This window comes from Paenibacillus brevis (assembly GCF_018919145.1).
GTDB classification, from domain to species: Bacteria; Bacillota; Bacilli; order Paenibacillales; family Paenibacillaceae; genus Fontibacillus; species Fontibacillus brevis.
The window spans coordinates 117,285-141,352 of sequence record NZ_JAHLQJ010000004.1 but is presented as its reverse complement, the minus strand read 5'-3'; the positions used below and the strand labels follow the sequence as shown (position 1 = coordinate 141,352).

The 24,068-nt window shown below is 50.9% G+C and carries 17 protein-coding genes; 15 read left to right on the top strand and 2 right to left on the bottom strand.

Annotated features, from left to right (window positions below):
• Nucleotides 1-11 precede the first annotated feature (11 nt).
• The 6 genes from KQJ23_RS05955 to KQJ23_RS05930 all read left to right on the top strand — a co-directional run bounded on the left by KQJ23_RS05955 (nt 12) and on the right by KQJ23_RS05930 (nt 10,166).
• Nucleotides 12-1,025 carry a response regulator gene (locus KQJ23_RS05955; protein WP_216477773.1) on the top strand — a complete coding sequence of 338 codons (1,014 nt, stop codon included), beginning with the start codon at nt 12-14 and terminating at the stop codon, nt 1,023-1,025.
• On the top strand, nt 1,022-2,872 hold the full coding sequence (locus tag KQJ23_RS05950) for a cache domain-containing protein (protein WP_216477772.1): 1,851 nt from the start codon (nt 1,022-1,024) through the stop codon (nt 2,870-2,872). Before KQJ23_RS05955 ends, KQJ23_RS05950 begins: the two co-directional genes overlap by 4 nt.
• A gap of 42 nt (nt 2,873-2,914) precedes the next feature.
• Entirely contained in the window at nt 2,915-4,969 is a 2,055-nt protein-coding gene (locus KQJ23_RS05945) for an alpha-L-arabinofuranosidase C-terminal domain-containing protein (RefSeq protein ID WP_216477771.1), read from the top strand.
• Nucleotides 4,970-5,074: 105 nt separating this feature from the next.
• Nucleotides 5,075-7,186, top strand: a complete 2,112-nt coding sequence (locus tag KQJ23_RS05940; protein ID WP_216477770.1) for a hypothetical protein — start codon at nt 5,075-5,077, stop codon at nt 7,184-7,186.
• A gap of 16 nt (nt 7,187-7,202) precedes the next feature.
• Nucleotides 7,203-8,750: an extracellular solute-binding protein gene (locus KQJ23_RS05935; protein WP_216477769.1), complete on the top strand. Its 1,548-nt coding sequence runs from the start codon at nt 7,203-7,205 to the stop codon at nt 8,748-8,750.
• An 18-nt stretch (nt 8,751-8,768) separates the two neighbouring features.
• Nucleotides 8,769-10,166: a hypothetical protein gene (locus tag KQJ23_RS05930; protein WP_216477767.1), complete on the top strand. Its 1,398-nt coding sequence runs from the start codon at nt 8,769-8,771 to the stop codon at nt 10,164-10,166.
• 125 nt (nt 10,167-10,291) lie between these two features.
• Here the strand turns inward: KQJ23_RS05930 and KQJ23_RS05925 are convergent, their stop codons facing one another.
• Both KQJ23_RS05925 and KQJ23_RS05920 read right to left on the bottom strand, forming a co-directional pair.
• Complete coding sequence (locus KQJ23_RS05925; RefSeq protein ID WP_216477766.1) at nt 10,292-11,299, bottom strand: ABC transporter substrate-binding protein; 1,008 nt, start codon at nt 11,297-11,299, stop codon at nt 10,292-10,294.
• Nucleotides 11,300-11,386: 87 nt separating this feature from the next.
• A complete protein-coding gene (locus tag KQJ23_RS05920) occupies nt 11,387-13,024 on the bottom strand; it encodes an AraC family transcriptional regulator (RefSeq protein ID WP_216477765.1) in 1,638 nt (545 codons plus the stop codon).
• A gap of 153 nt (nt 13,025-13,177) precedes the next feature.
• On the opposite strand from KQJ23_RS05920, the gene KQJ23_RS05915 reads away from it, so the two are divergent.
• The 9 genes from KQJ23_RS05915 (at nt 13,178) to KQJ23_RS05875 (ending at nt 24,013) form a co-directional block, all read left to right on the top strand.
• Nucleotides 13,178-14,188: a FecCD family ABC transporter permease gene (locus tag KQJ23_RS05915; protein WP_216477764.1), complete on the top strand. Its 1,011-nt coding sequence runs from the start codon at nt 13,178-13,180 to the stop codon at nt 14,186-14,188.
• Nucleotides 14,185-15,186, top strand: a complete 1,002-nt coding sequence (locus KQJ23_RS05910; protein ID WP_216477763.1) for a FecCD family ABC transporter permease — start codon at nt 14,185-14,187, stop codon at nt 15,184-15,186. Before KQJ23_RS05915 ends, KQJ23_RS05910 begins: the two co-directional genes overlap by 4 nt.
• Nucleotides 15,187-15,368: 182 nt before the next feature.
• The gene (locus KQJ23_RS05905; RefSeq protein WP_216477762.1) at nt 15,369-15,638 is read left to right on the top strand and encodes an ACT domain-containing protein; all 270 of its coding nucleotides are present in this window, start codon (nt 15,369-15,371) and stop codon (nt 15,636-15,638) included.
• 44 nt (nt 15,639-15,682) lie between these two features.
• Nucleotides 15,683-17,038: a PFL family protein gene (locus tag KQJ23_RS05900; protein WP_430522286.1), complete on the top strand. Its 1,356-nt coding sequence runs from the start codon at nt 15,683-15,685 to the stop codon at nt 17,036-17,038.
• A 286-nt stretch (nt 17,039-17,324) separates the two neighbouring features.
• Nucleotides 17,325-18,890, top strand: coding sequence for a response regulator transcription factor (locus KQJ23_RS05895; RefSeq protein WP_216477760.1), 1,566 nt, complete (start codon nt 17,325-17,327; stop codon nt 18,888-18,890).
• Nucleotides 18,887-20,692 (top strand): cache domain-containing sensor histidine kinase, encoded by a 1,806-nt coding sequence (locus KQJ23_RS05890; RefSeq protein WP_216477759.1) that lies wholly within the window; start codon nt 18,887-18,889, stop codon nt 20,690-20,692. Before KQJ23_RS05895 ends, KQJ23_RS05890 begins: the two co-directional genes overlap by 4 nt.
• A 171-nt stretch (nt 20,693-20,863) precedes the next feature.
• Nucleotides 20,864-22,204 carry an ABC transporter substrate-binding protein gene (locus KQJ23_RS05885; protein WP_216477758.1) on the top strand — a complete coding sequence of 447 codons (1,341 nt, stop codon included), beginning with the start codon at nt 20,864-20,866 and terminating at the stop codon, nt 22,202-22,204.
• Nucleotides 22,205-22,293: 89 nt separating this feature from the next.
• Nucleotides 22,294-23,196: a carbohydrate ABC transporter permease gene (locus KQJ23_RS05880; RefSeq protein WP_249529533.1), complete on the top strand. Its 903-nt coding sequence runs from the start codon at nt 22,294-22,296 to the stop codon at nt 23,194-23,196.
• Entirely contained in the window at nt 23,189-24,013 is an 825-nt protein-coding gene (locus tag KQJ23_RS05875; RefSeq protein ID WP_216477757.1) for a carbohydrate ABC transporter permease, read from the top strand. The genes KQJ23_RS05880 and KQJ23_RS05875 overlap by 8 nt, the downstream gene beginning before the upstream one ends.
• Nucleotides 24,014-24,068: the final 55 nt, after the last annotated feature.

Below are 24,068 nucleotides of genomic sequence, written 5' to 3'. Positions count from 1 at the left end.
GGGTGATCAAAATGTACCATGTGCTTGTCGTGGAGGACGAGCCGTTGATACGGGATGCCATCGTGGAAATGGTGCAGCAGCTGGACGGCTTCAAGGTGATTGGCGAAGCCTCCACCTGCGAGGAGGGCTGGCGGATCATTCAGGACCAATGGCCGACCTTGCTGATAACCGATATTCAGCTGCCTGATGCCGACGGACTGGAATTGATTCAGCGGGTCCGAACACATAAGCTTCCTATCGTTGCGCTAATTCTCAGCGGGCACGATAATTTCCCGTATGCGCAAAATGCGATCCGTCTTCAGGTCAGCGAATACCTGCTGAAGCCGATCTCGGAGCAGGAGCTTCACGACGCAATTACCCGCTCGCTGGGGAGACTGGAGTCGTTCGCAGCTTCCAATCAAATACTGCTCGACATTCAATTGTTCATCGACGGCATGCCAGGACTTCATTCCGTTCAGCTCTTCAAGCAGGCTGACCGCATAATCGACGATATGTTCTTCTCTCTGGCCAAAGAACACGGAGTCAGAATCAGCTACATCCATATTTTCTTGGCGAAGCTTGCGGATTGCATCAAAGCGATTGACCCGGCATATCCAAATACCGAGCCGCCTGCGGAAATGAGCCGTCATCATGTTCGTCTGTTCATCCACCAACTATTGCATGAATGGATCAAAAGATACTCTCAATTCGCAGGCAGCAACATGCGGCTCGTAATCGCCCGTGCCTGCGAGTATTTGGAGGCTCACCTTCAAGACGAGATCACGCTGAAGGAGATCGCCGATTACTCCAATTTAAGCGCATCTTACTTCGGCGTGCTGTTCAAGCAGTATACGGGGCGAAGCTTCATCCATTACTTTAATCAATTGCGCATGGACAAGGCGATGGAGCTCCTTCGCAACTCCGATATGAAAATCTATGAAATCGCAGAGGATGTAGGGTTTGTATCGCTGCCTTATTTTAACCGCGTATTCAAGCAAGTGATGTCCATGACTCCTAACGAATACCGAAAGGGTCTCGGCCTATGAGATGGGGACAATGGATCAGCCGCTATTCGATCAAGACGAAGCTCATTGTCATCCTGCTTACGGCAATTCTGACCGCCGTCGCATTGACAGGGGCTTTTTCACAATATTTTTATACAAAGGCAGCGAAGAGAGACTTTTTTCAGTTCGCGGGCGATACTTCTTACCGTCTTAACCGCCAACTGGAGCTGTACTTTGCCCAGATGAGCACCTCGGTGTCCTCCATGCTGGCCGGGCCGCTTCCGAACCGCAACGATATTACCCGTTCCGCAGAGCATATTGGTATTATTCAGAACTGGCTGGTCAGCGAAGGCTCGACCTCGCTTTCGCTCCAGGCCGATCTGCAGGATGTGATGAACAATTATGTCGCGCTCAATTACAACGAGGTGGACAGCATGTTCCTGGTCGCAGCGGACGGACGGGTCGTATCCAATCTGCAAAATGTAAATCCTTCCGGGAATCCCTTCCGGGATCAGCCTTGGTTCCGTCCTGAGCCGGAAGAGCAGCTAAGAGTGCTGCCTACGCATCTCTCGGAATTGACGGGCAAATACGTTATCTCTTTAATTCTACCGATCTATTCGACGGACTCGGTGCGATATATCGGAAATCTGGTCATTAATCTGCGTACAAGGGAGCTGGAAAAATCCATCGTCAGCCCGTCGCTTGCCAACAAAGGCTATATTTTCATCGTGTCAAAGGATGGGACAATCGTCTATCATCCCGATCCGGGGCTTCTTGGCAAACCGGTCTCGACCACGAGCCTTGCGGAATTGGATCTGACCCAAACCTCGGATGTCCAATGGATAGATGATACAGAAATGCTGATTGCCAGCAGCGATTCTGAAATGGCGGAATGGAAGCTGGTCGCCATGATTCCTTTCGAAGAAATGGCCAGCGGCATCAAGGTGGCGCGCAATGCGGTCATGGCTTCGGTGTTTATCCTTGTCATGGTCGTAATCATCGTCGTACCGATCATAGCGCAGCTGTTCTCACGCCCGCTTCGCAGGCTGAAGGAACTAATGGAGCAGGTGGAACGGGGAAACCTGGATGTAAGAGCGCCGGTAATACCGGGCAAGGATGAAATTCAATTGCTTAGCCATAGCTACAACCGGATGACGCGCCGGTTAAATGAACTTATCGAGACGGTCAGCAGAATGAAAGTGAACGAAATGAACATTGTGCTCGGGCAAAAGGAAGCGATGATCCATGCGCTGCAAAATCAAATCAATCCTCATTTGCTGTATAACACCCTGGAAATTATCAATAGCCTCGCCTATGTGGAGAGGAACGAACGAATCCAGGTCATTGCCAAGAACCTCGGCGACTACTACCGGTATACGGCTTCGATCAAGGAGCCGTTTGTCTCGCTTCAAGAGGAGCTTGAGCATGCGCGGAAATATCTTGAAATTGTAAACATCCGCTTTCCGAGGCATTTTCAGTACAAATTTTATGTGCATGAGAAGTACTACAAGGAACGGATTGTGAAATGCTCGATTCAGCCGATCGTGGAGAATGCCGTGAAATATGCCATCGAGCCCAAGCAAGGCATCGGAACCGTAATCGTCAGCGCCTATAATGAGTCGGGTGATCTCATTATCGAGGTAGCGGATCATGGCGATGGCTTCGCGCCTGACAGGCTCGAGAAGCTCCGCAGGCGCTTGGACAGAATTGCCGATCATACGGATGAAACGCTAATGAGCAGCCCGTCGCTTGGCATTGCCAATGTGCATGCCAGGCTTGTATTGCATCACGGCGCGCGGTATGGGCTGGCAATTACTTCATTCCAAGGCCGGGGGACAGTCATTTCCATTCGGGTCCCGATGCAAGGAAGGAACGGCTTGGAGGAATAGCTATCACTCGCAAAATGATGGGAATACAAGGAGGAACTTCATATGAAACCCGCAAATCAAGCACGAATTACCTTAGGCAAAGAAATCTCGGACCATACCGTCAGTCCTTACCTTTTTGGACATTTCATTGAGGATATCGATGACCATATGACCGCAATGCTGGCGTTTCCGATTCGAAATATGGACTTTGAGGAAGAGGATCGGAATGGGGATGGCGTATCGGACGGATGGTATCCGCTCGGTTACGGGAGGCATACCCAATACGCCCTGGAGCCCGCGGCAAGAGGGCATGGAGGTCATAGCCAGAAGATCAGGTTGTTCAACAAAGACCGGGCCGCGGCAGGAATCGGGCAACGCATGGAGGTGACGGATGGCCAGGCTTACCGGTTGAAAGTGATCGTGAGAGCCACGCGCGAAATCATAAAATTGCACATCAAACTGACGGACCGGAGCAGCGGAGAGCTTATTGGCAGTACGGAGCTGGATGTACGCAGCCACCAGTGGGCGAGCTTGGAGGGAGAAGTCATCTCCTCTCGAAGCTGCCGCAATGCCGAGCTGCAGATCTGGGCGATCCCGCTGCCTGCCGGGGAATGGGAAGACTCGGTCTCGACGGGAATGGTCTGGTTCGATCATATCTCCTTGCTTCCGGAGCGGATGACCGCACTATTGAAGCAGGAAGTCTATGAGATGACCCGGGACCTGAATTGCGGCATTATGCGGCTAGGCGGCAACTATATCAGTCTCTACCATTGGGAGGATTTTGTCGGTCCGGCAGTGCTGCGGCCCAACTATATCAATGAGGCCTGGGAGAATGCCGGGCATGTGCACAAGTATTTCGGTACCGATGAATTTATCGACCTATGCAGACAGCTTGGGGTAGAGCCGCAAATCTGCGTCAATATGGGAACAGGGACCCCGGAGGAGGCCGCAAGGTGGGTCGAGTATTGCAATGGCGCCATCGATACGCCTATGGGCGCAGCGCGAGCCGCGAACGGCCATCCCGAACCGTATGGGGTCCGCTACTGGGAGGTCGGCAATGAGATGTATGGATCCTGGCAGGCAGGCGTCTGTACGCCCGAGCAATACGCGGAGAAGTTTATCCGGTTCGCTTCGGCTATGAAGGAAAAGGACCCTGCGATCAAGCTGCTTGGCTGCGGAACGGCCCGGGAATCCTTGGTGCCCGGCTGGAACAGGAAGGTGCTGGAGCTCGCCGGGGCACAGATGGATTATCTCACGTTCCATATGTATCAAGGAAAGAACTTTTTTAAGGTGGACGCCGGTACACCGGGAGCGGAGAGATTCCAGGCAATCGTTGCGTTCGCGGAAGTCGCGGGATCGATATTCGGCGAGGCCGAAGCCATGATCCGGAGCAGGGATGAGCTGAATCACGTGAAGCTTGCGGTCACGGAATGGAACACGATGTACTTCCCTAATCCCGACTTGCCGAATGCGCATACCTTGGAAGCTGCAATCGCCAACGCTTCTCTGCTGAACGAGATGATGCGCCGGAGCGATCTGGTCGAAATCGCGAATTTCTCCGATTTGGTCAATGGCTGGGTGGGCGGATGCATCCGGGTCGGCGATTCCTATGAGCGGATGAAAAAGCCGGGGTGGAGCGGCCAGGGAGAAGGCGTATTCGGGACGGCAACTTATCATCTGCTGAAAATGTATGCAGGCCGGAGCAGCCATCGTCTCGTCGCTGCGGAAGTGGAATGTGATACGTTCAATGCAGGGCCGTGCTTGCTCCCGCTTCGATTGGAACATTTAAGCAAGCTGGATGTTGTCAGTACAATCTCCGAAAATACCGAAACGCTTAATGTGTTCATCGTGAACCGTTCTTTGGATGCTCTGTCCCTTGTATGCGACCTGTCGTCTTGGAAGCCGGAGGGGGCGGCAGTCGTCCACGAACTGGCCGGGCAAGATTACGAGCTGTGCAATACGATCGGGCAACCGGATTTGCTGCGTGAGAAGGTACGGGAGGTCCAGTTGGACGGTTTCATCTGGAAGGCTGAGCTTCGGCCGCATTCCGTATACGTCTTGGAGCTCAGCTTGAATCGGGATCCGGCTATCCGGTCAGCATCCAATAGAATCGGATAAGTTTTCGAGTTTCTGTGTAACGAAATCAGCTCCGGCCGCATGGCATACTTGAGTTGGCAAGATTTAAGCAGGCCAACTCAGGACCATAGCTAGAGGAGGGGTGATATGGATGCACAGGTGCGAATTAGTCGGGCTCCCGGCAAGCTAAGCGGGTGGCGTGTCGACAAGAACATCTTTGGCAAGTTTTTTGAGATGAACGGAAGGGATACTTATCCGGGGATTGTCGAGGATTGCATCGCCAACGGTTCATTCGAGCAATGGTACTCCAAACGAAAGAAGGACGGCTCCAACCTGCCCTGGACGATGCGAACCGAGGTGATGTACAGAGATACGCCGTTTACATCCGGACTAGCCTATCCCTGGGAACCGATTCATTTCCGGGATGGCGCGTTTGAGCAGCTTGAGGGCGGGCTGCACGGCAAGTCAGAATGGAAGCGATTTCAAAGGTTCAAGCTTTTCGCGGCCGGGGAGCGGAGGGGAATTGTCCAGCGGATCACGCTGCATGATGAGCGAACGCTGGAATACCGTCTGAAGGTGTATGCACGGGCAACCAGTCCCGGAGCGATTCTGCAGGCTGCGCTGGAAGATAAGGCCGGTGTCTGTCTAAGTGAAAAGAAGCTCCGGCTCAGTACAGAGTGGGAGCGTTACGAGGTGACGTTGCTTCTGAGCCGGGCGAGCGAATTCCGCTATAGTGATTCCCCGTTCGGAGAATACCGGCTAAGTCTGACCGCGGAGGCGGAAGCTGCCGGAGACATCGATCTGGATTGGGTGATGCTGGCATCGGGCGACGCGGTCGAAGGGATATTCAATCCGGCGACGATCGGGCTGCTCCAGAAATATAATGTCACTTCCATTCGGTGGGGCGGCAATTATGCGAACGAGTACAACTGGAAGGACGGCATCGGTCCCTGGGAACGGCGTCCTGTCCGGGATAACTTGAACTGGGGCGGCTTGGAGCCGAACTATTTCGGAACGAACGAATTTTTACGCTTCTGCCAATTGACCGGCACGGAGCCCTTCTTGAATGTGGGGTTTAGCCGGGACCTGCCTCCCGAGCTCGCGGCGGAATGGGTGGAATATGTCAATGGAAGCATGGATTCGCCCATGGGCCGGCTTCGCGCTGAGCATGGTTACCCCGAACCGTGGAACGTCAAGCTGTGGCAGGTCGGCAACGAAAGCTATGGCGATTATCAATTCGGCTACACGGATTCCATTGATTTTTCCAAGCGGATTCAGGCGTATTATACGGCAATGAAACAGGCCGATCCAACGATTTCGATTATCATTGCAGGCGAAGATCCGATGTACGTCGATTATTCGGAAATCCCCGGGCAGCCGCCCCTTTGGAATCAAAGACTGTTCGAAATCGCCGGCCCGGCCTTTATGGACGGCCTGGATATCCACCAATACACCCGCGGCATTCGTGATGCCGGGCTGCGCAAGCAATGGCTGGAGGACAATCGGGCGGATGCCGTGTTCTACAATCAGGTATTGGTCGCTTACCCTAGCCAATATGAGAAGCTGATCGCGGAGCTCAAGCAATTAGCCGCAACGTTCGGCTTCCCGCGGCTTCCTCTCGAGATCGGCGAATGGAACCTGGAGCCGGAGACGGATGCGGACTGGCCCAAGGCGGAATACGAAACGATGGCGCATGCTTGTTATGTTGCTTCTATGCTCAACGTGTTCCTGCGGCAAGGCGATGCCGTTCAATATGCGTATCAAAGGGATAATACCCTGTATTCCCGGGCGTATCCCGTCGATATGAGGCCAGTGAATCCGGGCAACGACACATCGCGTATGTATGCCGAGCCTTTTCTGCGTTTGGATACGGGATGGCGGTTGCTGGAATTGGAGGCGGAAGGCAGCGGCTTTGATATGCCCGCGACCTGGGTCAGAATCCGCCCGATGAACCATGTTCCCTACATCGACGCGGCCGCAGTCATATCCGATACAGGCGATGAAATTGTGCTGTTCGCAGTCAACCGGGATCTTGCTTCGGCAAGAACGCTCACGATGGAAGGGGACTGGCAGTACGGAGCCGCGGAGATAACGGTTCTGCTTCAACATAGCGATACCCCTTTTCAGCGGCAAGAGAATTGGCATGGTGAAACGGGCTATCGCGTTACAACGATGGAATTGCCTATACGTCCCGACGGGAAGATCGATTTGGCCATGCCAGCCGGTTCGGTAGCCCGAATGACAATCAAATTCATATAGGAAAAGAGGGGTAACAATGAAGAAGCTAATGATGATCCTTGCTGTAGTGCTCGCTGTAAGCGGCTTGTCCGCATGCTCATCCGGCAATAAGGCAAGCAGTCCGAACAAGGAGCAGGAACCGACTCCTTCAGCTACGACGGATGGTTCGGCCGATAACGGAGCAGAACTGATGGAGATCTCGATCATGATTCCGCAATACGCCGAGATCGGCCCGTCCAACGATTCGGAGCTTGTCAAAATCCTGAATGAGAAGCTGAATGTCAAGCTTGATCTTCAATGGACTCCAGGAGCTAGCTATAACGATAAGATCAGCGTGCTGGCCGCGTCGAACAGTCTGCCTGACGTGTACAGAGTCACGACTCAGGACTATATGCAGTGGCGGGACAAGGGCGTTTTTCTGGACGTAAAGCCATTGCTCGGGGATTATGCCAATTTGACCGAGCATCTGCCGGAGGAAGCCTGGAAAGAGTTGAACGATAGCGAGCACTATTATGGTCTTCCGTATTACAGCATCCCCCACCTCTTTTCCATGTCCATCCGGCAGGATTGGCTCGATAATCTGAGCTTGCAGATGCCTGTCACCGTGGACGAATTTTATGAGGTAGCCAAAGCCTTCGTGACCGAGGATCCCGACGGCAACAACAAGAAGGATACGACGGGATTTTCCATCATCGTGAACGACAGCGGCAAGTTCGAAAATGCCGAATATTTGCAGGGCGCCTTCGGGCTCGGCAATGAGTGGGCGCTGAAGGACGGCGAGCTGATTGCGATGCAGGCGCAGACAGAGGAATTAAAGGCATTTATCGGATTTTTGAGAAAGGCTTATGAAGAAGGCGTGCTTGACCCCAATTTCCTTGTGATGAAGCCGGCCGATGCAAGAAATAAGCTATGGAATGGCCAGGTTGGGATTCAACGGGTGAACCCGAATGAGGTTCTGCGGCTGGATGTGCCGAACATCCAGAAGAATTCACCTCAAGCTGAGCTGGTTCAGCTGCTGCCACCGGCGGGTCCCACCGGAATTCGCGCAACCCAGACGGATGGCATGGGCCAGACCAAGGTCGTTATCAATGCCAAAGCCGATGCGAAGAAGCAGCAGCGGATTATGAAATTGCTTGATTACCTGCTCTCTGATGAGGGGTATGACCTGATCAAAGAGGGGGTCGAAGGCGTGGACTATAAGAAGAACGAGGACGGAACCTTCGAGAAGCTGGAGACGAAAAATGCAGGCAATCTGTTGTCGATCAACTTTTTCCGCCGTGCCGATAAAGGAATTCAACTCCACAAATATAACGACCCGCAATACGTCGAGGCAGTAGAACAATGGCTTGATAACAACGAAGACTATGATTGGCCGAATTACGGACTCGGACTTGCGGTCGAGACCGAAATCAATAAAACCGTAAACTTCACTACCTTGAATACCAAATGGATGTCTTCCATGGTAAAGGTGATAACAGGCGAGGCTCCGCTTGAAGAGATTGACAATGCCGTCAGCGCATGGCTGAAAAGCGGAGGAGAGCAGCTTACGAAAGAAGTGAACGAGATTTACAGCACTCGTCAATAAAAGAGGGGGCCAGATGGAATGATTTCTTCAAGACAAACCGGACATGCTGCTTACTTAATGGGGTATTTCCGCTCCGGCCCGGGACAGACGCATAAGGTTGAACAGCTGCACTACGCCGTAAGCCGGGACGGAAGACGCTGGCATGAATTGAACGGGAACAAGCCTGTCTGGAAAACCACCCTTGGGGAGGGAATTCTGAGGGACCCGTTTATCGGAAAAGGCCGGGACGGGAGATGGCATATGGTGTTCACTATCCGTCCGCTTGGTCCAGCCATCGGGTATGCAGTATCCGACGACCTGATTCATTGGAGAGGAGAGCGGCTGCTGCCGCTCATGCAAGAAATCCCGGATACGGTTAACAGCTGGGCGCCGGAATTCAGCATGGATTCGGAGACGGGGGAGTATCTGGTCTATTGGGCTTCCAGCACGGGAGGCGATTTGAGCAACAGCAAGCATTATTCGGCACGGACACGGGACTGGATCAGCTTTTCGAAGACAAAGCTATTCTTTGATCCCGGCTTTCAGACGATTGATGCAAGCTTGGCGGAGCATGAGGGGAATTATTATATGGCCGTGAAGGACGAAAGCCATGTCTATGAGCCTCTGAAATTCCCGCACCCGCCCATGAATTTTCTCGCTGTTGCCGAACAACCGGAAGGGCCGTATGAACGGGTGAGCGATATTCAAACCCCGGACTATACGGAAGGGCCGGAATTTCTATGGATCGAAAGCGAGCAGAAATGGCTGTTGATTTACGATTATTGGGCCTATGGCAAATTCGGCGTCATGGAGTCGCAGGATATGCTCCACTGGTCGGGGGAATTGGACGCGAGCCGCGTCCGTTTTCCGTTCCGGGCCAGGCATGCGACCGTCTTTCCCTTGGGAGAAGCCGAGCTCCGCGGGTTGTTGGACAGCTACGCCCTGCAGGCTCATTACAGGACACCGACTTACTCACCGGTGCGGATTGCAGCATGGGAGGAAGTCGGCTTCCTGCATGATGCCTTCAGCATGAGAAGCGTAACAATGCAGATTCGGCCAAATTCCGGGTCAGGGATTCAAATGCTGTATGATGAAGGGGATGCTGTTAACGGTCTCGCCCTGCGAATCCGTGAGGACTGCGTGGAGGCGGCCGTTCGGTCTAACGGCACCCTTCTGAAGTTAACAAGCAAACCAGGTCTGTTGGCCAAGTCGGAGTGGCAGGAGGTTTCGCTCGTCTATGATGAGGGGAGACTCATCCTGTCGGTGAACGATGTAACCGTGCAAGAACAGGCTTCGTACGTGCTTGTCCGCAGTCATGACGGTCCGGGCGGATACGGAGGGCGGTTCGGCGAAGACGCATTCGGCGATTCGGACGGACATGCCGCGTTCGATGGGGCAATAAGGCATGTGCGGATCCATTCGATCCCTCTGGCCTGAGAGAGTATCAATTAGTTCTATGTAACAAAAGAAAGGCTCGTACAGGCAGGATTTTATGACTTTCCTGCCAGTACGAGCCTTTGCATTAATTGCACTTAAAAGGTTGAAGCGCCTATTTGATAGACCTATTTCAAAATACTTTCTACGACGGCATCTACAATCATGTCATTCGCGATTGGACCGGTGTACAGCCAGCTTGTTAAGTCAGCATCGAACTCATGGACGTTGCCGTTAACAACTGCCGGGAGACTTGTCCAGATCGGGTCCTTCAGAGCCTCGGAGCCTGTTGCCGCGTCACTGTTAATCAGGAAAATGTGATCGCTGTCCAGTTCAGCCATAGCCTCAAGCGATAACGATCTCCAAATCCCGCCTTCGCCTTCAGCAATTTTAGTCACAATTGAAGGGACTTTCAGGCCGAGGTCTTGATACATGACCGCACCGCTGGATTGATCATCCACGACAATCCAGAAGGTACCGCCAACCAGCCAAATCGCTGCGGCTGATGGGGAGCCGGCGGCTTCAATCTTAGCCTTGGCCTCGGCGGCCTTAGCATCATAAGCTTCTAGCGAGGCTTGTACTTCGGCTTCCTTGCCAAGAATCTTTCCAATCTCGGCAAAGGCTTTGCGCCAATCGGCATTAATCTCACTGCCCAAAGCATAGGTTGGGGCAATTTTATTGTAGGAATCATATTTGTCGTCAGCGATCAGCGACTCATCCCCAATAATAATGAGGTCCGGCGAGAAGCTGGTAACGGACTCGAAAGGCAAGTCATGGGCGATAACAGGGACATCCTTAAAGTAGGATTCCAGATAGTCCATTGGAGAATTTCCTACAGACCATTGTGCAACAGGGGTTACATCCAGTGCAGCCAGGTAGTCCTCAAGGTAAGAAGCCAAGATGCGCTCCGGATTGGCAGGAATCGTAACCGTATGGCCTAATGGATCCGTCAACTCGCGCGGGCCGCTTGGTTCAGCGTCAGGTTGTGTATTATTGCTTGCCTGCTCTTCGTTGGCAGCAGGAGATGTATTGGTATTTGACCCCTCCGCAGGAGAATTGCTGTTATTGCCTGAGCAGCCTGCCAGCACCGTTAAAATGGATACGATAAGCAGTAAGGATTTGAAGTGAATTTTCAAAGCATGAGCCTCCCTTTATGTTCTCTACAGATAATGATAATCAATATCATCTACAATGTCTAATTCTATCGTGGACAGATCAGATGTCTATACCAATTTGTCTTCATTTTTATGCACAAAATGATTATGAGGTTTTTTGTTCACAGGATGCTGCAGCAACTCTTCCATCAGATCAAGCTGGCAATATAGCGAGTAGACGTCGTTAGCATGATAAAGATTGCGATCGATATAATAAATTTTTGGATGATCGGAGGCCTCTAATTCTGCCCATACAGGGTGTTCCAGGAGATCCATGATATAGGGCATGTCCCCATCTTGATAGGTGTAGCTAATAATCATGTGATCGGCTGCGAAGAGCGGAAGCTGGTCAGGCTGAATTTCTAATGGCATTCCCTTGCCGATCACACGCTGTGTAATCGAGGCTGGAGGCTTCAAGCCAAGCCCGCGAAATAAATTATAGCCGCCTCTTCCGTGAAAATCGTTAAGCACCCAAATGCTCTGATTCGGGGATAGCTCATAAAGTCCGACTGTCTCATCGGGCCGAATATACTGAAGCAGTCTTTGCCGCAGAGCCTCGGCCTTCTGTTGATAGTTCATCATGAACTGGGCGGCCGTTTCGGCTTTGTTTACAATTTGAGCGAGCTGGTGAAACCGGTCAAAGGGGTCGCCATAAGGCACGACAATGGTGGGAGCTATATTTTCCAACCGATGGATAAAGGTTGTTCCGATCCAGATCGGTGCAATGATCAGATCCGGATTCAGTGCAATCACTTTTTCTACATCCTGTCGTCCTACATCAATTACATCCTCCAATAGATTCCGCAAAAAAGGGTTGGAGTGCAAGCCAAAAAAAGAAGCCGCCCCCACAGGCGTAATACCGAGCGCAAGCAAATTACCCACCCAGTCATAAATAACAATTCGCTTCTCCATTGCTGCAAATGAGCTGGGAGAATAGCCGGTGATCTGCTTGAACTTCCTGCTAAGGTAAAGCCCGTTGGTGTAGCCGACAGCACTAGCAATGTCGTTCAGGTTTTTGTTGGTGGTAAGCATGAGGGCTTTCGCTTTTCTGATGCGAAATTTGGATAAATAATGCGAGAAGCTGTCCCCTGTCTCTTCCTTGAAAATCCTGGAGAAGACATGCGGATGAAAACCGGCTAGCTGCGCCAAATCCTCCCGGGTGATCGGTTGCTGGTAGTGCTGGCCAATATAGTCGATCACCTGCTGAATGGAATAGGTATGCTGTTCTTGCGGATTCAAAGGAAGCGTACGCTCTTGCTCCAACAGCAGAATCAATTCGTATAGCAATGCCTGTTTGGCATAGGCGTGGGATTGCTCCTCCTCCAGCACATACAGACGCTTGACAAGCTCAAAGACTTGGAGGTAGGATTGGACGAAGATTTCTCCATCAGCCCTCCATGGCTCCTGCAAAGGCTTATAGGCTATTTCCTGCTCAGGTGTGCCGACGTTCTTTTCCAATATATCAAAGCTCAGCCTGTACAATACAAGGTCATTGGCTTCAGCTCCATGCAAATCGAAATAACGATTGCGATTACATAGGACGACAGTCCCCTGCTGCAGCAGAATCGTACTTTGATTCACTCGAAGCTCCCCTCTGCCCTGAAGAATGTATAGCAGGCAGTAGTGTTGGCTCCACTCGCGAAGAGGCTGTTCAGCAGTTAAAATGGTCAGTCTTTTGATGCTGTGGAATGAAAATAGCAGATCCAATTCGCACGCTCCCAATACATATTCGTCATCTTGCGCAACTAACGGTTATGGCATATACTCGTTTTGTTATGGTTTTTCAATTGAGAATCATTATCAACTAACTGCAAGTATAACATGAATAGCAATGATTTTATATAGAATGGAGCAATTCTAATGCTGCAACGGAGGCGCGTGGCAATTGCCACAATGACAAGCATAGCAGGATTGATAGCGATACTGGTTAGTATTGTGCTTTCTGTAATTCTCGGCTATGCGGATATCAAGCTGCAGGTGATATGGGATGCCTTATTTCATTTTGACCCTGCTAATCGGGAACACCTCGTGATCCAGACGATTCGCTTGCCCAGAGTATTCGCGGCAGGTATTGTAGGCGCATGCTTTGCCGTGGCCGGGGCCATGATGCAAGGGATGACAAGAAATCCGCTAGCTGATTCAAGCCTGCTTGGCATCAATGCAGGAGCAGGGCTTGTGTTGGCGCTCAGCTTCGCCTATCTGACCAATGTATCCTATAACTTTATTTTGCTGCTGTCCATTTTCGGTGCGACAATCGGGGCGGCCCTGATATACGGCATTGGAGTCGCCGGGAAGAATAACTCCTCCTCCTTAAGACTGGTGCTGGCGGGCGCAGCGGTTACGGCCTTGTTTAATGGTCTGAACGAGGGACTTTCCTTGTATTTTGGTATCGGACAGAATATTGCCTTCTGGTATGCATCCGGTGTATCGCGCGTGACCTGGAGTCAGATCGTGTATGTTACGCCATGGTTCGTGGCAGGTCTTGTATGCGCCCTCGTGTTGTCCCGTTCGGTTACAATTCTGAGCATAGGCGAGGACAATGCGCGGAGCCTTGGCTTAAAGATAGGACAGCTAAAGCTTGTAATCGCCGTTGTTGTACTGGTGCTGGCGGGGATTTCGGTTGCCTTGGTGGGAGGTGTCGGATTCGTAGGTCTGATTGTTCCGCATTTGGTCAGGAAGCTGGTGGGACAGGACTATCGTCTGGTCATCCCCTGTTCGGCGGTATTAGGTGCGTTGTTGGTCATTTTAGCAGATCTATTCGCCCGAACGATGAACCCTCCGTTTGAAATTCCTCTGTCTGCAGTAACAGCAGCCTTAGGCGTGCCCTTCTTCTTGTATCTTGTTCGTAAAGGGGGAAGGATGGAGCGATGATAAACAAAAAATTTATCGGCTGGCTGATTGGACTCAGCATCGCATTAGTCGTTGCCGTATTGTTGAGTGTAAGGATCGGCACTGTCGAGCTGTCGTACAGTGATATCTGGCAAATTCTGATCGGCAAGGGTGATCAACGCCTTCGCATGGTATTTCTTGATTTCAGGCTTCCCCGAACGACGATCGCAGTCATGATTGGAGCGGCTCTGGCAGTTTCGGGTACGATTATGCAGGGCGTTTCTCGAAATTCACTGGCTGACCCCGGTCTCTTGGGCATCAATGCCGGGGCAGGTCTAATGGTGATGCTCTACGTCTTCTTCTTTGGCATCAGTGCAAGCTCATCCATCTTTCTTTTGCCGTTGCTCGCACTGATTGGGGCGTCGGCGGCCGCATTGCTGATCTTTATATTGGCCTATAAGAAGCAAGAAGGCTTGTCCCCGATTCGTCTGGTGCTGTCGGGGATCGGAGTTGCAGCAGGAATCAGTGCGGCTATTACGATATTAACGATTCAGTTCAACCCGAAGCAGTATCAATTTATTGCTACCTGGCTGGCAGGGACTATTTGGGGAACCAGTTGGATGTTTGTACTCGCACTGCTGCCCTGGCTTGTCGTGCTGCTGCCTTATGTATACAGCAGGTCCAATGTACTGAATATACTCATGCTAAGCGAGGATACCTCTGCCGGACTGGGCGCACGAATTACGCATGAGCAGCTCAAAATGCTCGCTGTTGCCGTAGGGCTGGCTGCTGCGGCAGTGTCGGTGAGCGGAGGCATCGGGTTTGTCGGTCTCATCGCTCCTCATATTGCCAGAATATGTGTCGGTGCAAGGCATCAGCGTCTGTTGCCGATTTCCGCTCTGTTTGGAGCTTTATTGGTCATTATTGCTGACATTTTGGGAAGGTCGCTTATGAACGGAAACGAAATACCGGTAGGAGTAGTTACTGCTGTCATTGGCGCTCCATACTTCATTTTCCTGCTGTTAAGGGCAAAGGTATAGGAGATCATAAGCCCCATGGAGTCTATATATTTGCCTGAGAACGGGAAAAGCCGCCCTGTCGCGAGCTGTTCCCGTATTTTTTTGCATTGAAGCTGTTTTGGACATCTGCCATAATAGGAACAATCAAATGAAGGCTTGTAGAAAAAAGAAAGACGAAGGAAAGCAGAGGAGGCTAAGGTTTTATGAAAGGAATCATTACTGTGCTCGGCAAGGACAAGGTAGGTATCATTGCGAGGGTCTGTACCTATCTCGCCGGGCAGAACGTCAACATTCTGGATATTACACAGACGATTGTACAAGGGTATTTCAATATGATGATGATCGTCGATATTTCGGCTCCGGCAAAGAGCTTTGAAGAGGTAGTCGAGGAGCTTCAGCAAATCGGCGTAGAGCTTGGCGTAGAGATCAAGCTGCAGCATGAGGATATTTTTAATACGATGCATCGGATCTAAGAGACCATGACTAATTTAACATCCGGCACAGGAGGAATTCGATGATTACGCTTGGAGAAGTACAGGAAACCAATAAAATGATTCGGGAAATGAATCTTGATGTGCGAACCATTACGATGGGCATCAGCTTGATGGATTGCGCACATTCCGATCTAACGGTATTTAACCGGAATATTTACGATAAAATTACCCGGCTGGGCGAAAACCTGGTCAAGACGGGGGAAGACCTGGAGCGCCAATTCGGGATTCCGATCGTTAATAAGCGGGTCTCGGTAACACCGATCTCCATTGCCGCCGGCGGGCTTAAGACGGACTCGTATGTCTCGGTAGCCGAGACGCTGGACAAGGCAGCCAAGGAGATTGGCGTAAATTTTCTCGGGGGCTTCTCTGCTCTGGTGCACAAGGGCTTTACAGAGAGTGATCTTAAGCTGATCCGGAGCATTCCGGAGGCATTGGCTGTAACGGAGAGAGTCTGCTCTTCAGTTAATATTGGCACTTCCCGCAGCGGGATTAATATGGATGCGGTGAAGCTGATGGGCAGCATCGTCAAGAGGACGGCTGAGCTGACCTCTGATCGTGACTCTGCGGGCTGCTCCAAGCTGGTTATTTTCTGTAATGCAGTAGAGGACAATCCCTTCATGGCAGGGGCCTTCCATGGCGTGGGCGAGCCGGAATGCGTCATTAATGTCGGCGTCAGCGGGCCGGGCGTTGTGAAGCGTGCCTTGGAGGAGGTTAAGCACAAGGACTTTGAGAGCCTCTGCGAAACAATCAAGCGGACTGCGTTTAAAGTAACGCGGGTGGGGCAGTTGGTGGCGCAGGAAACCTCGAAGCGTTTGGGTGTGCCCTTTGGCATTGTTGATCTATCCCTGGCTCCAACACCGGAAATCGGCGACTCGATCGCCGAAATATTTCAGGCTATGGGACTGGAGGAAGCAGGAGCACCCGGCACTACGGCGGCACTGGCTATTCTGAACGACAATGTGAAGAAGGGCGGAGTCATGGCCTCCTCCAATGTAGGCGGACTTAGCGGCGCCTTTATCCCGGTCAGTGAGGATCACGGGATGATTGAGGCTGTGCAGAAGGGAGCACTGACCCTGGAGAAATTGGAGGCGATGACCTGTGTCTGCTCCGTGGGGCTGGATATGATTGCAATCCCGGGCGACACTAGCGAGGCAACCGTCTCAGGGATTATTGCCGATGAGGCGGCGATCGGAATGATTAATAACAAGACTACGGCAGTCCGTATCATTCCGGTCATTGGCAAGGGAGTTGGCGATATCGCCGAATTTGGCGGCTTGCTAGGGTACGCGCCGGTCATGCCGGTCAACGGTTTTAGCTGCGCCAGCTTCATTGACCGCGGCGGCCGGATTCCGGCGCCGATTCATAGCTTCAAGAATTAAACCGGGCAAGGAAACATACAAGGCAGTTAGGGGGTTCCAAGTTTACTTTGGGACCCCCTAACTGCCTTTTTATAGAAAGAAATTGCTCGCGTTTTTTCCATGATTTTACGTTTGCCATAAATCCAACTTATGATAGCATATATAAACTAAAGAACTTAAAGCCAGTATTTGATGTGGCGGAAGACTCGGAAGAACGCTAGCACGAATGGGCTGTATTTCAGTTGTGTGAAAACGCTATCAATTCCTGATGTGAATATATGGGTTTAGAGATTATGGGGGGATCGAGTTGAGCGAGTTCTGCAAAATATTGATTGTCGATGATGAGATATTGGTTCGGCAAGGGATCAAGCATCACTTGAATTGGGAGCAGCATGGTTTTCAGATTGTTGGCGAGGCTTCCAACGGCAAGGAAGCGCTGGAGATGATCGAGCAGCTGTCTCCGGACATTATTATTACGGATATCGTCATGCCGGTTATGGACGGCGAAGAATTTGTCCGGATTCTGAAGACGCATTATCCCCAGATCGAAGTTATTGTGCTTAGCAGCTATGGCGAATTCAGTTACGTGCGATCAACTTTCCAGAGCGGTGTTGCTGATTATATTTTGAAGCCCAGACTGGAAACCTCCGAATTGCTGCAGGTACTGCAGAACACGGCGCGGAAAATCCCCGGATTGAATTACAAGGCCCAATCCCGGAATGGCGAGCTGTCACTGGATCAGCTGCTGGAGCGGCTGTTGGCCGGCTTTCAGCCGGAGGATCAGGCGCAGCTTCTCAAGTTTTTTCCGCATCGTTCGTTCGTGCTTGCAGGCGCAGATCTTAGCGGGGTCTCTGGTGATCCGCATAGCTACATGGCCGGGCTTGCCTCCGGCTTAAAGACTTGTCTGGAGGAAGGCTCCGTTCCGGCCGTACCCAGAGTGATCGCCGCAGAGAGCAAACAACTGCTGATGCTTATCAATGTATCTCAGGAGAATGAGGGGCAAGTATTTCAGCTTGTAAAAGGCTTTGCTGCGGAAAAATCAAGCGGCATGCCGAAGCTGGTATGGGCTGTAAGCCCGGCGTTCGATGATCTGATGAAGCTGGAGACGGTTTATCGGGAGGAGTGGCTCAGACTGCTTTCTTATCGGTTCTATTTCCCGGATCATAGTTACTTGCAGGCAAGCGAGCTGCCAGCTGTGCCGGAAGTGCCCGAATTTGATATGAAGCAATTGCTGGCGGAGCTGCGGAAGGAGCAATATCATGAGGTGTTTCACCATTTGAGAGAGTATGTCGGCAAGGCGGCCTGCAATTATCGGGTGCCTCCTTTTGAATTCAAATCGCTCCTGGGCAACGCCATCTTTAATATGACCGTGGTAATGACAGAGGCCAGTGAGCGCATGAAGGAACTGGATCAGGTGAAATATGATTATTTCAAAGCCATTGATGAGTCAAAGAGCGTGAGCGAGGCCGTTACCTGGATGAACGGATTTCTGGAGATGGCGGAGCAGTTGGCTGAGGCGCATACGCCGCTGCCTGGAGAAGCGAATATGAGAAGGCTGCTGGAATATATGGATGAGCATTACAGTGAACCGTTGAGTCTTGGCACGCTCAGCAAGCATTTTCATTTCAATCCGTCGTATCTATCCAGTTATTTCTCAACCCACAATGCAGAAGGGTTCAGCGAATATCTGAACAAGATCCGAATCCGCAAGGCGGCAGAGCTCTTGTCTGCCAGTACGTTGACGATTTCGGAGATCAGCGCCCGGGTGGGCTACGGGGATCACAGCTATTTCACTAAAGTGTTCAAAAAACAGACCGGGGCATCGCCGAGCCAATATCGCCGGGACCAATACGGCAAGAGGGGCGAGCTATGAAGAATCGATTCAGGAAACCGGGCGGCCAGCGCCTTTTCACCAAGCTCTTCCTGATTATGACGGTCAGTATCGTTGCGGTCTGCCTGCTCACTTCATTAATTACGATTCGGATGTCAGAGCGTCTGTTTGCGGAGACATTCAGTATTACCAACGGTAAGGTATTGCAGCAAATCCAGACCAGTCTAAGTTCCTTTCATGATTCGATTGTGAACGCATCAACCTTTGCTACTCAAAGCGGCACAGTGAAATCCTATTTAACCAGCGAGGAGTCGGATTCGGTCTCCATGTCCAAGCTGTACTATCGGATGTCCGAGCAGGTCAACCAGATGAACTCTAATCTGGGGGCCTTTGATGTGTCAGTCATGATTACAGGGGTCAATGGCAGAAGCTATTCCAGCGATAGAGCCTACTGGCCTGTAACGAACAGTGAGCTGGCGAAGGAGCCGTTAACCGCTAGAGCGGTCGCTAATGCGAACCGAATATTATATCAATATGATCAGCGAATGAACGGGGATGAGGCGGAGCATTTTCTTATTGCTTCAAAGGCGATGGTGGATCGGACAAGCGGTCTTCCTTACGGGATGCTTTACGTTTCCATTCGGGAGCAGGAGTTCAGACGCTTCTTTGCTAATTTTACGAGTGTAGGCAATGATGTGGTCGTATTGGACAGCTCCGGCAAGATCGTATCCAGCAACCGCCTGGAGCTGATCGGTAGTGCTGAGCCTGAGCTGCTGGAGGATGCGCAAAGGATCGTCAGCAACCAGCTGGATTATCAAAGCGGCGCCGTATTCGGCAAGGAACGTATTATTTTATCCAACTATCTGCCTTCCTACGATCTTTACTTGGTGAATCTGATCGACCGGCAGTATACCGCGGGACAGATCATTAATGTTCAATCCGTGGCGCTGACCTGTATCCTCATTATTTTGTTTGCGCTGCTGGTTGTCTTTATTATGTCAAGAAGATTGACGAGTTCCTTGACGCGGCTTGTCCGGCAAATGTCTACCATTACTAAAAGAGACTTTGGCAACTACATCACGGTGAAAGGCGGGTTTGAAGTCCAGGAGCTGGGCAAAGCATTTAACTATATGCTGGATGAGCTTAACGATTATATCCGCCAGCTGCTGGACACCCAAAAGGAGCAGCGCAACGCCGAGCTGGCAGCATTGCAGCGCCAAATCAATCCGCATTTTCTGTACAATACGCTGGCATCGATTAAGATGCTGGTTCAGAAGGGGAGCAAGGAAACCGCGGCGGAAACAATTAACGCCCTGATTTCGCTGCTGCAAAATACGATCAGCAATGTCAGTGAGACGATTCCGATCGAGCAAGAGATGGAGAATATGCGGAATTATGTGTTCATTAACCATGTGCGGTATGGGGACCGGATCAAGGTCAATTATTTTGTCTCGCCGGATTGTCTGGAATATGAAGTGCCTAAGCTGATTATCCAGCCGTTTATCGAGAATGCCTTCTTCCATGCCTTTAATGAAAAAAATGAGGGGACGATCTATATTCTTATTTCCAAGAATGAGAATACCCTGGTGTGCGAAGTGGTCGATAATGGGGACGGGATGGAGTTAAATGGGGAGTCGAATGTGCTGCCGAACTCGAAAAGCCATCGCCAGCTCTTTACAGGCATCGGTATTCAAAATGTGAATCATCGGATCAAGTTGTTATACGGGGAGACTTATGGCGTGCATATATCCAGCACAAAAGGAGAAGGAACGAAAGTCAGGATCATCATGCCGCTCCTGTCGAAGCTGGATGGAACAGAGGAACTGGAGGGCCAAACTAAATAAATTACCAAAATCTAAAAAATAGACGAATTCTGTGAATGCGCTTTCCTCCAAGGTGTAATAAAAACACCAATCGCTATAAAGATATTTCTAACCTCCGAAAAAACCAGGGTGCTATCATAAATACAGGAAGTGGAAGCGCTTTCCGAAAAGATAAGTAGGGGGATGAATGAAATGAAAAAGACGGTTTCATTAATACTTGCGAGCTTGATGCTGATGCTCACCTTATCCGCTTGCTCGGGCAATTCTGGGGGGACGTCCGGTTCGGGAGGCTCGGAAGGCTCGAAGAATACGGGGACAACCAATTCGGGAAGCTCCGGCGGCAGTCAGGAAGTCACGGTCTGGGCATGGGACCCTAACTTTAATATTGCGGCCCTCAAGCTGGCCAAGGAAAGATTCGAAGCCAAGCAACAGGACATCACCGTCAACATCATTGAGTATGCGCAGGATGACATTATACAGAAGCTGAATACAGGGCTCAATTCAGGAACTACAAAAGGGTTGCCGAACATCGTGCTGATTGAAGACTATCGGGCACAGAACTTCCTGCAGGCTTATCCGGATGCATTCCGCGATATGTCCGATGTCATTAAATCGGATGACTTCGCAGAGTACAAAATTGGCCCGACAAGCTATGACGGCAAGCAATTCGGCGTACCGTTCGACTCCGGTGCTACGGGCTTGTATATCCGTACAGACTATTTGGAGCAAGCAGGCTATACCGTGGATGATGTAACGAATATCGATTGGAATCAATTTATTGAAGTCGGCAAAAAGATCAAGGAAGTTACCGGCAAGGACATGCTGACACAAGACCCTAACGATCTCGGCCTGATTCGTGTGATGGCTCAATCGGCCGGATCATGGTATCTGAAAGAGGATGGCAAAACACCGAATATTGCAGATAATCCGGTAATCAAGGAAGCGCTTGAAACCTACAAAGCGATGTTTGATGCGAATATCGTCAAGATGAATTCGGACTGGAGCCAATTCCTGGCGGCCTTTAACAATGGGGACGTCGCTTCGGTTCCAACAGGGAACTGGATCACGCCTTCTGTGAAGGCGGAAGCTTCGCAATCAGGCAACTGGGCAGTCGTACCTATCCCTCGTCTCGGTGGCAGCAGCAGCTCGGTCAATGCTTCAAGCTTGGGCGGCAGCTCCTGGTATGTCATGAATATGGACGGACAGGATGCGGCGGCAAGCTTCCTGGCGGATACCTTCGGCTCGGACAGTGAACTGTATTCCGACCTGCTGGAGCAAATCGGCGCGATCGGCTCCCTGAAGGCAGCTGCCAGCGGATCGGCCTATGAGAAGGGTGATGATTACTTCGGCGGACAGAAGATCTACGCGGACTTTGCAAAATGGACAGAGGAAGTACCTAAGGTCAATTACGGTCTGCATACGTACGCAATCGAAGATATTCTGGTCATTGAAATCCAAAACTATCTGAACGGCAAAGATGTGGACAGCGTCATGCGCGATGCTCAGACACAAGCCGAATCACAGCTTCAATAAGCTCTGAGGGCCAAGCAATAAAACCTTGCGCTGATTCCGGTTCAAGGTTTTATTGCTATCTATCCACCCGTCAGCCGAGAGAAAAGGAGATGAAGCTGAAGATGAAAGGCTCTGGATCACCCATGCGCCTGAAAGCTGCTGCCGTTGGCTGGTCTTTCGTTATACTGGCCGTTTTGATGATTGTCGTTTTTTATTTTTATCCGATGATCCAGGCTCTGATGTTGTCCTTCCAGACCGGAACCGGAGCGAATTTGAGCTTTAACGGAATGGATAACTATAAGCGTCTGTTTACGGATTCCATGTTTCGGACCGCTGTTAAAAATACATTTATCTACCTGATTGTGCAGGTGCCGATGATGGTGCTGCTAGCTCTGTTCCTGTCGACACTGCTTAACGACCGAACCCTGAAATGGAAAGGCTTTTTCCGGACCGCCATCTTTCTGCCGTGCATTACCTCGCTGGTTGCGTATTCGGTTATTTTCAAATATTTATTTGCGGGGGACGGACTGGTTAATTCGCTGCTGCTTAATCTGCATCTTGTATCCGAACCGATCCAGTGGATCACGCATCCGTTCTGGGCGAAAATTACGATCATCATTGCCATTACCTGGCGCTGGACCGGATATAACATGATTTTCTATTTGTCCGGGATGCAAAATATCGATCCGGCGATCTATGAAGCGGCAAAAATAGACGGAGCCTCGTCCGGCAGACAGTTCTTCGGGATTACGATACCCATGCTGAAGCCGATCATTTTGTTCACTTCAATCACCTCCACGATCGGTACGCTGCAGTTATTCGATGAGGTGATGAACATAACAAGAGGCGGGCCGGGGAATGCGACGGCTTCCATATCGCAGTACATTTATGACCTGTCATTTAAATATTCGTCAGACTTCGGCTATGCGGCGACCGTCTCGTATTCGATTGTCATTATGATTGTCGTGCTTTCCATCATTCAGTTTAAAGTGGCAGGTGATCGCAATGGTTAAGGTCAGAAGATTCTCCATGTATGTATTCCTTTCTGTTGCCGCGTTCATCTCTATTTTTCCGTTCTTGTGGATGATTGTCAGCTCGACGAACGCTTCGGTGGATGTTACCCGCGGACGATTGCTTCCGGGCATGCACTTTATGGACAATCTGCGGAATTTGCTTGAATCCGTGAATATATTAAATGCAATGAAGAATTCCCTGATTGTCTCCGTGTCCACCACCTTGCTGGCGCTTTTGATCGCTTCACTGGCAGGATACGGCTTTGAAATCTATCGCAGCAAGACGAAGGATATTGTCTTCAACATTTTGCTCTTATCGATGATGATTCCGTTCGCAGCGATGATGGTCCCGTTATATCGGCTGTTCGGCAAGATCACGAATCTTGTTCCGCTGATCGGTATTGATACACTTGCAGCGGTGGTGTTGCCGACCATGACGACGGCATTTCTGATCTTCTTCTTTCGGCAGAGCACGAAAATGTTTCCGAAGGAGCTGCTGGAGGCAGGCCGAATCGACGGCTTGTCTGAACTGGGTCTATTCTATCGGGTATTCGTTCCGACGATGAAGACGACCTATGCGGCTGCAGCAATCATTACCTTTATGAGCAGCTGGAACAATTATATGTGGCCGCTGATCATTCTGCAGACCCCGCAGAAGCAGACGATACCGCTCTTGATCTCCACGCTCGGCTCCAGCTATACGCCGGACTACGGACTCATCATGCTGGCGATTGTCATCTCGACCGTCCCGACCGCCATTGTATTCTTTGTGATGCAGAAGCACTTCGTGGCAGGAATGATCGGCTCGATCAAGTAGTTAGTGATATATAAGTTGAATATATGACCGTACGTTGGGGGCAACGTGTGAAGGT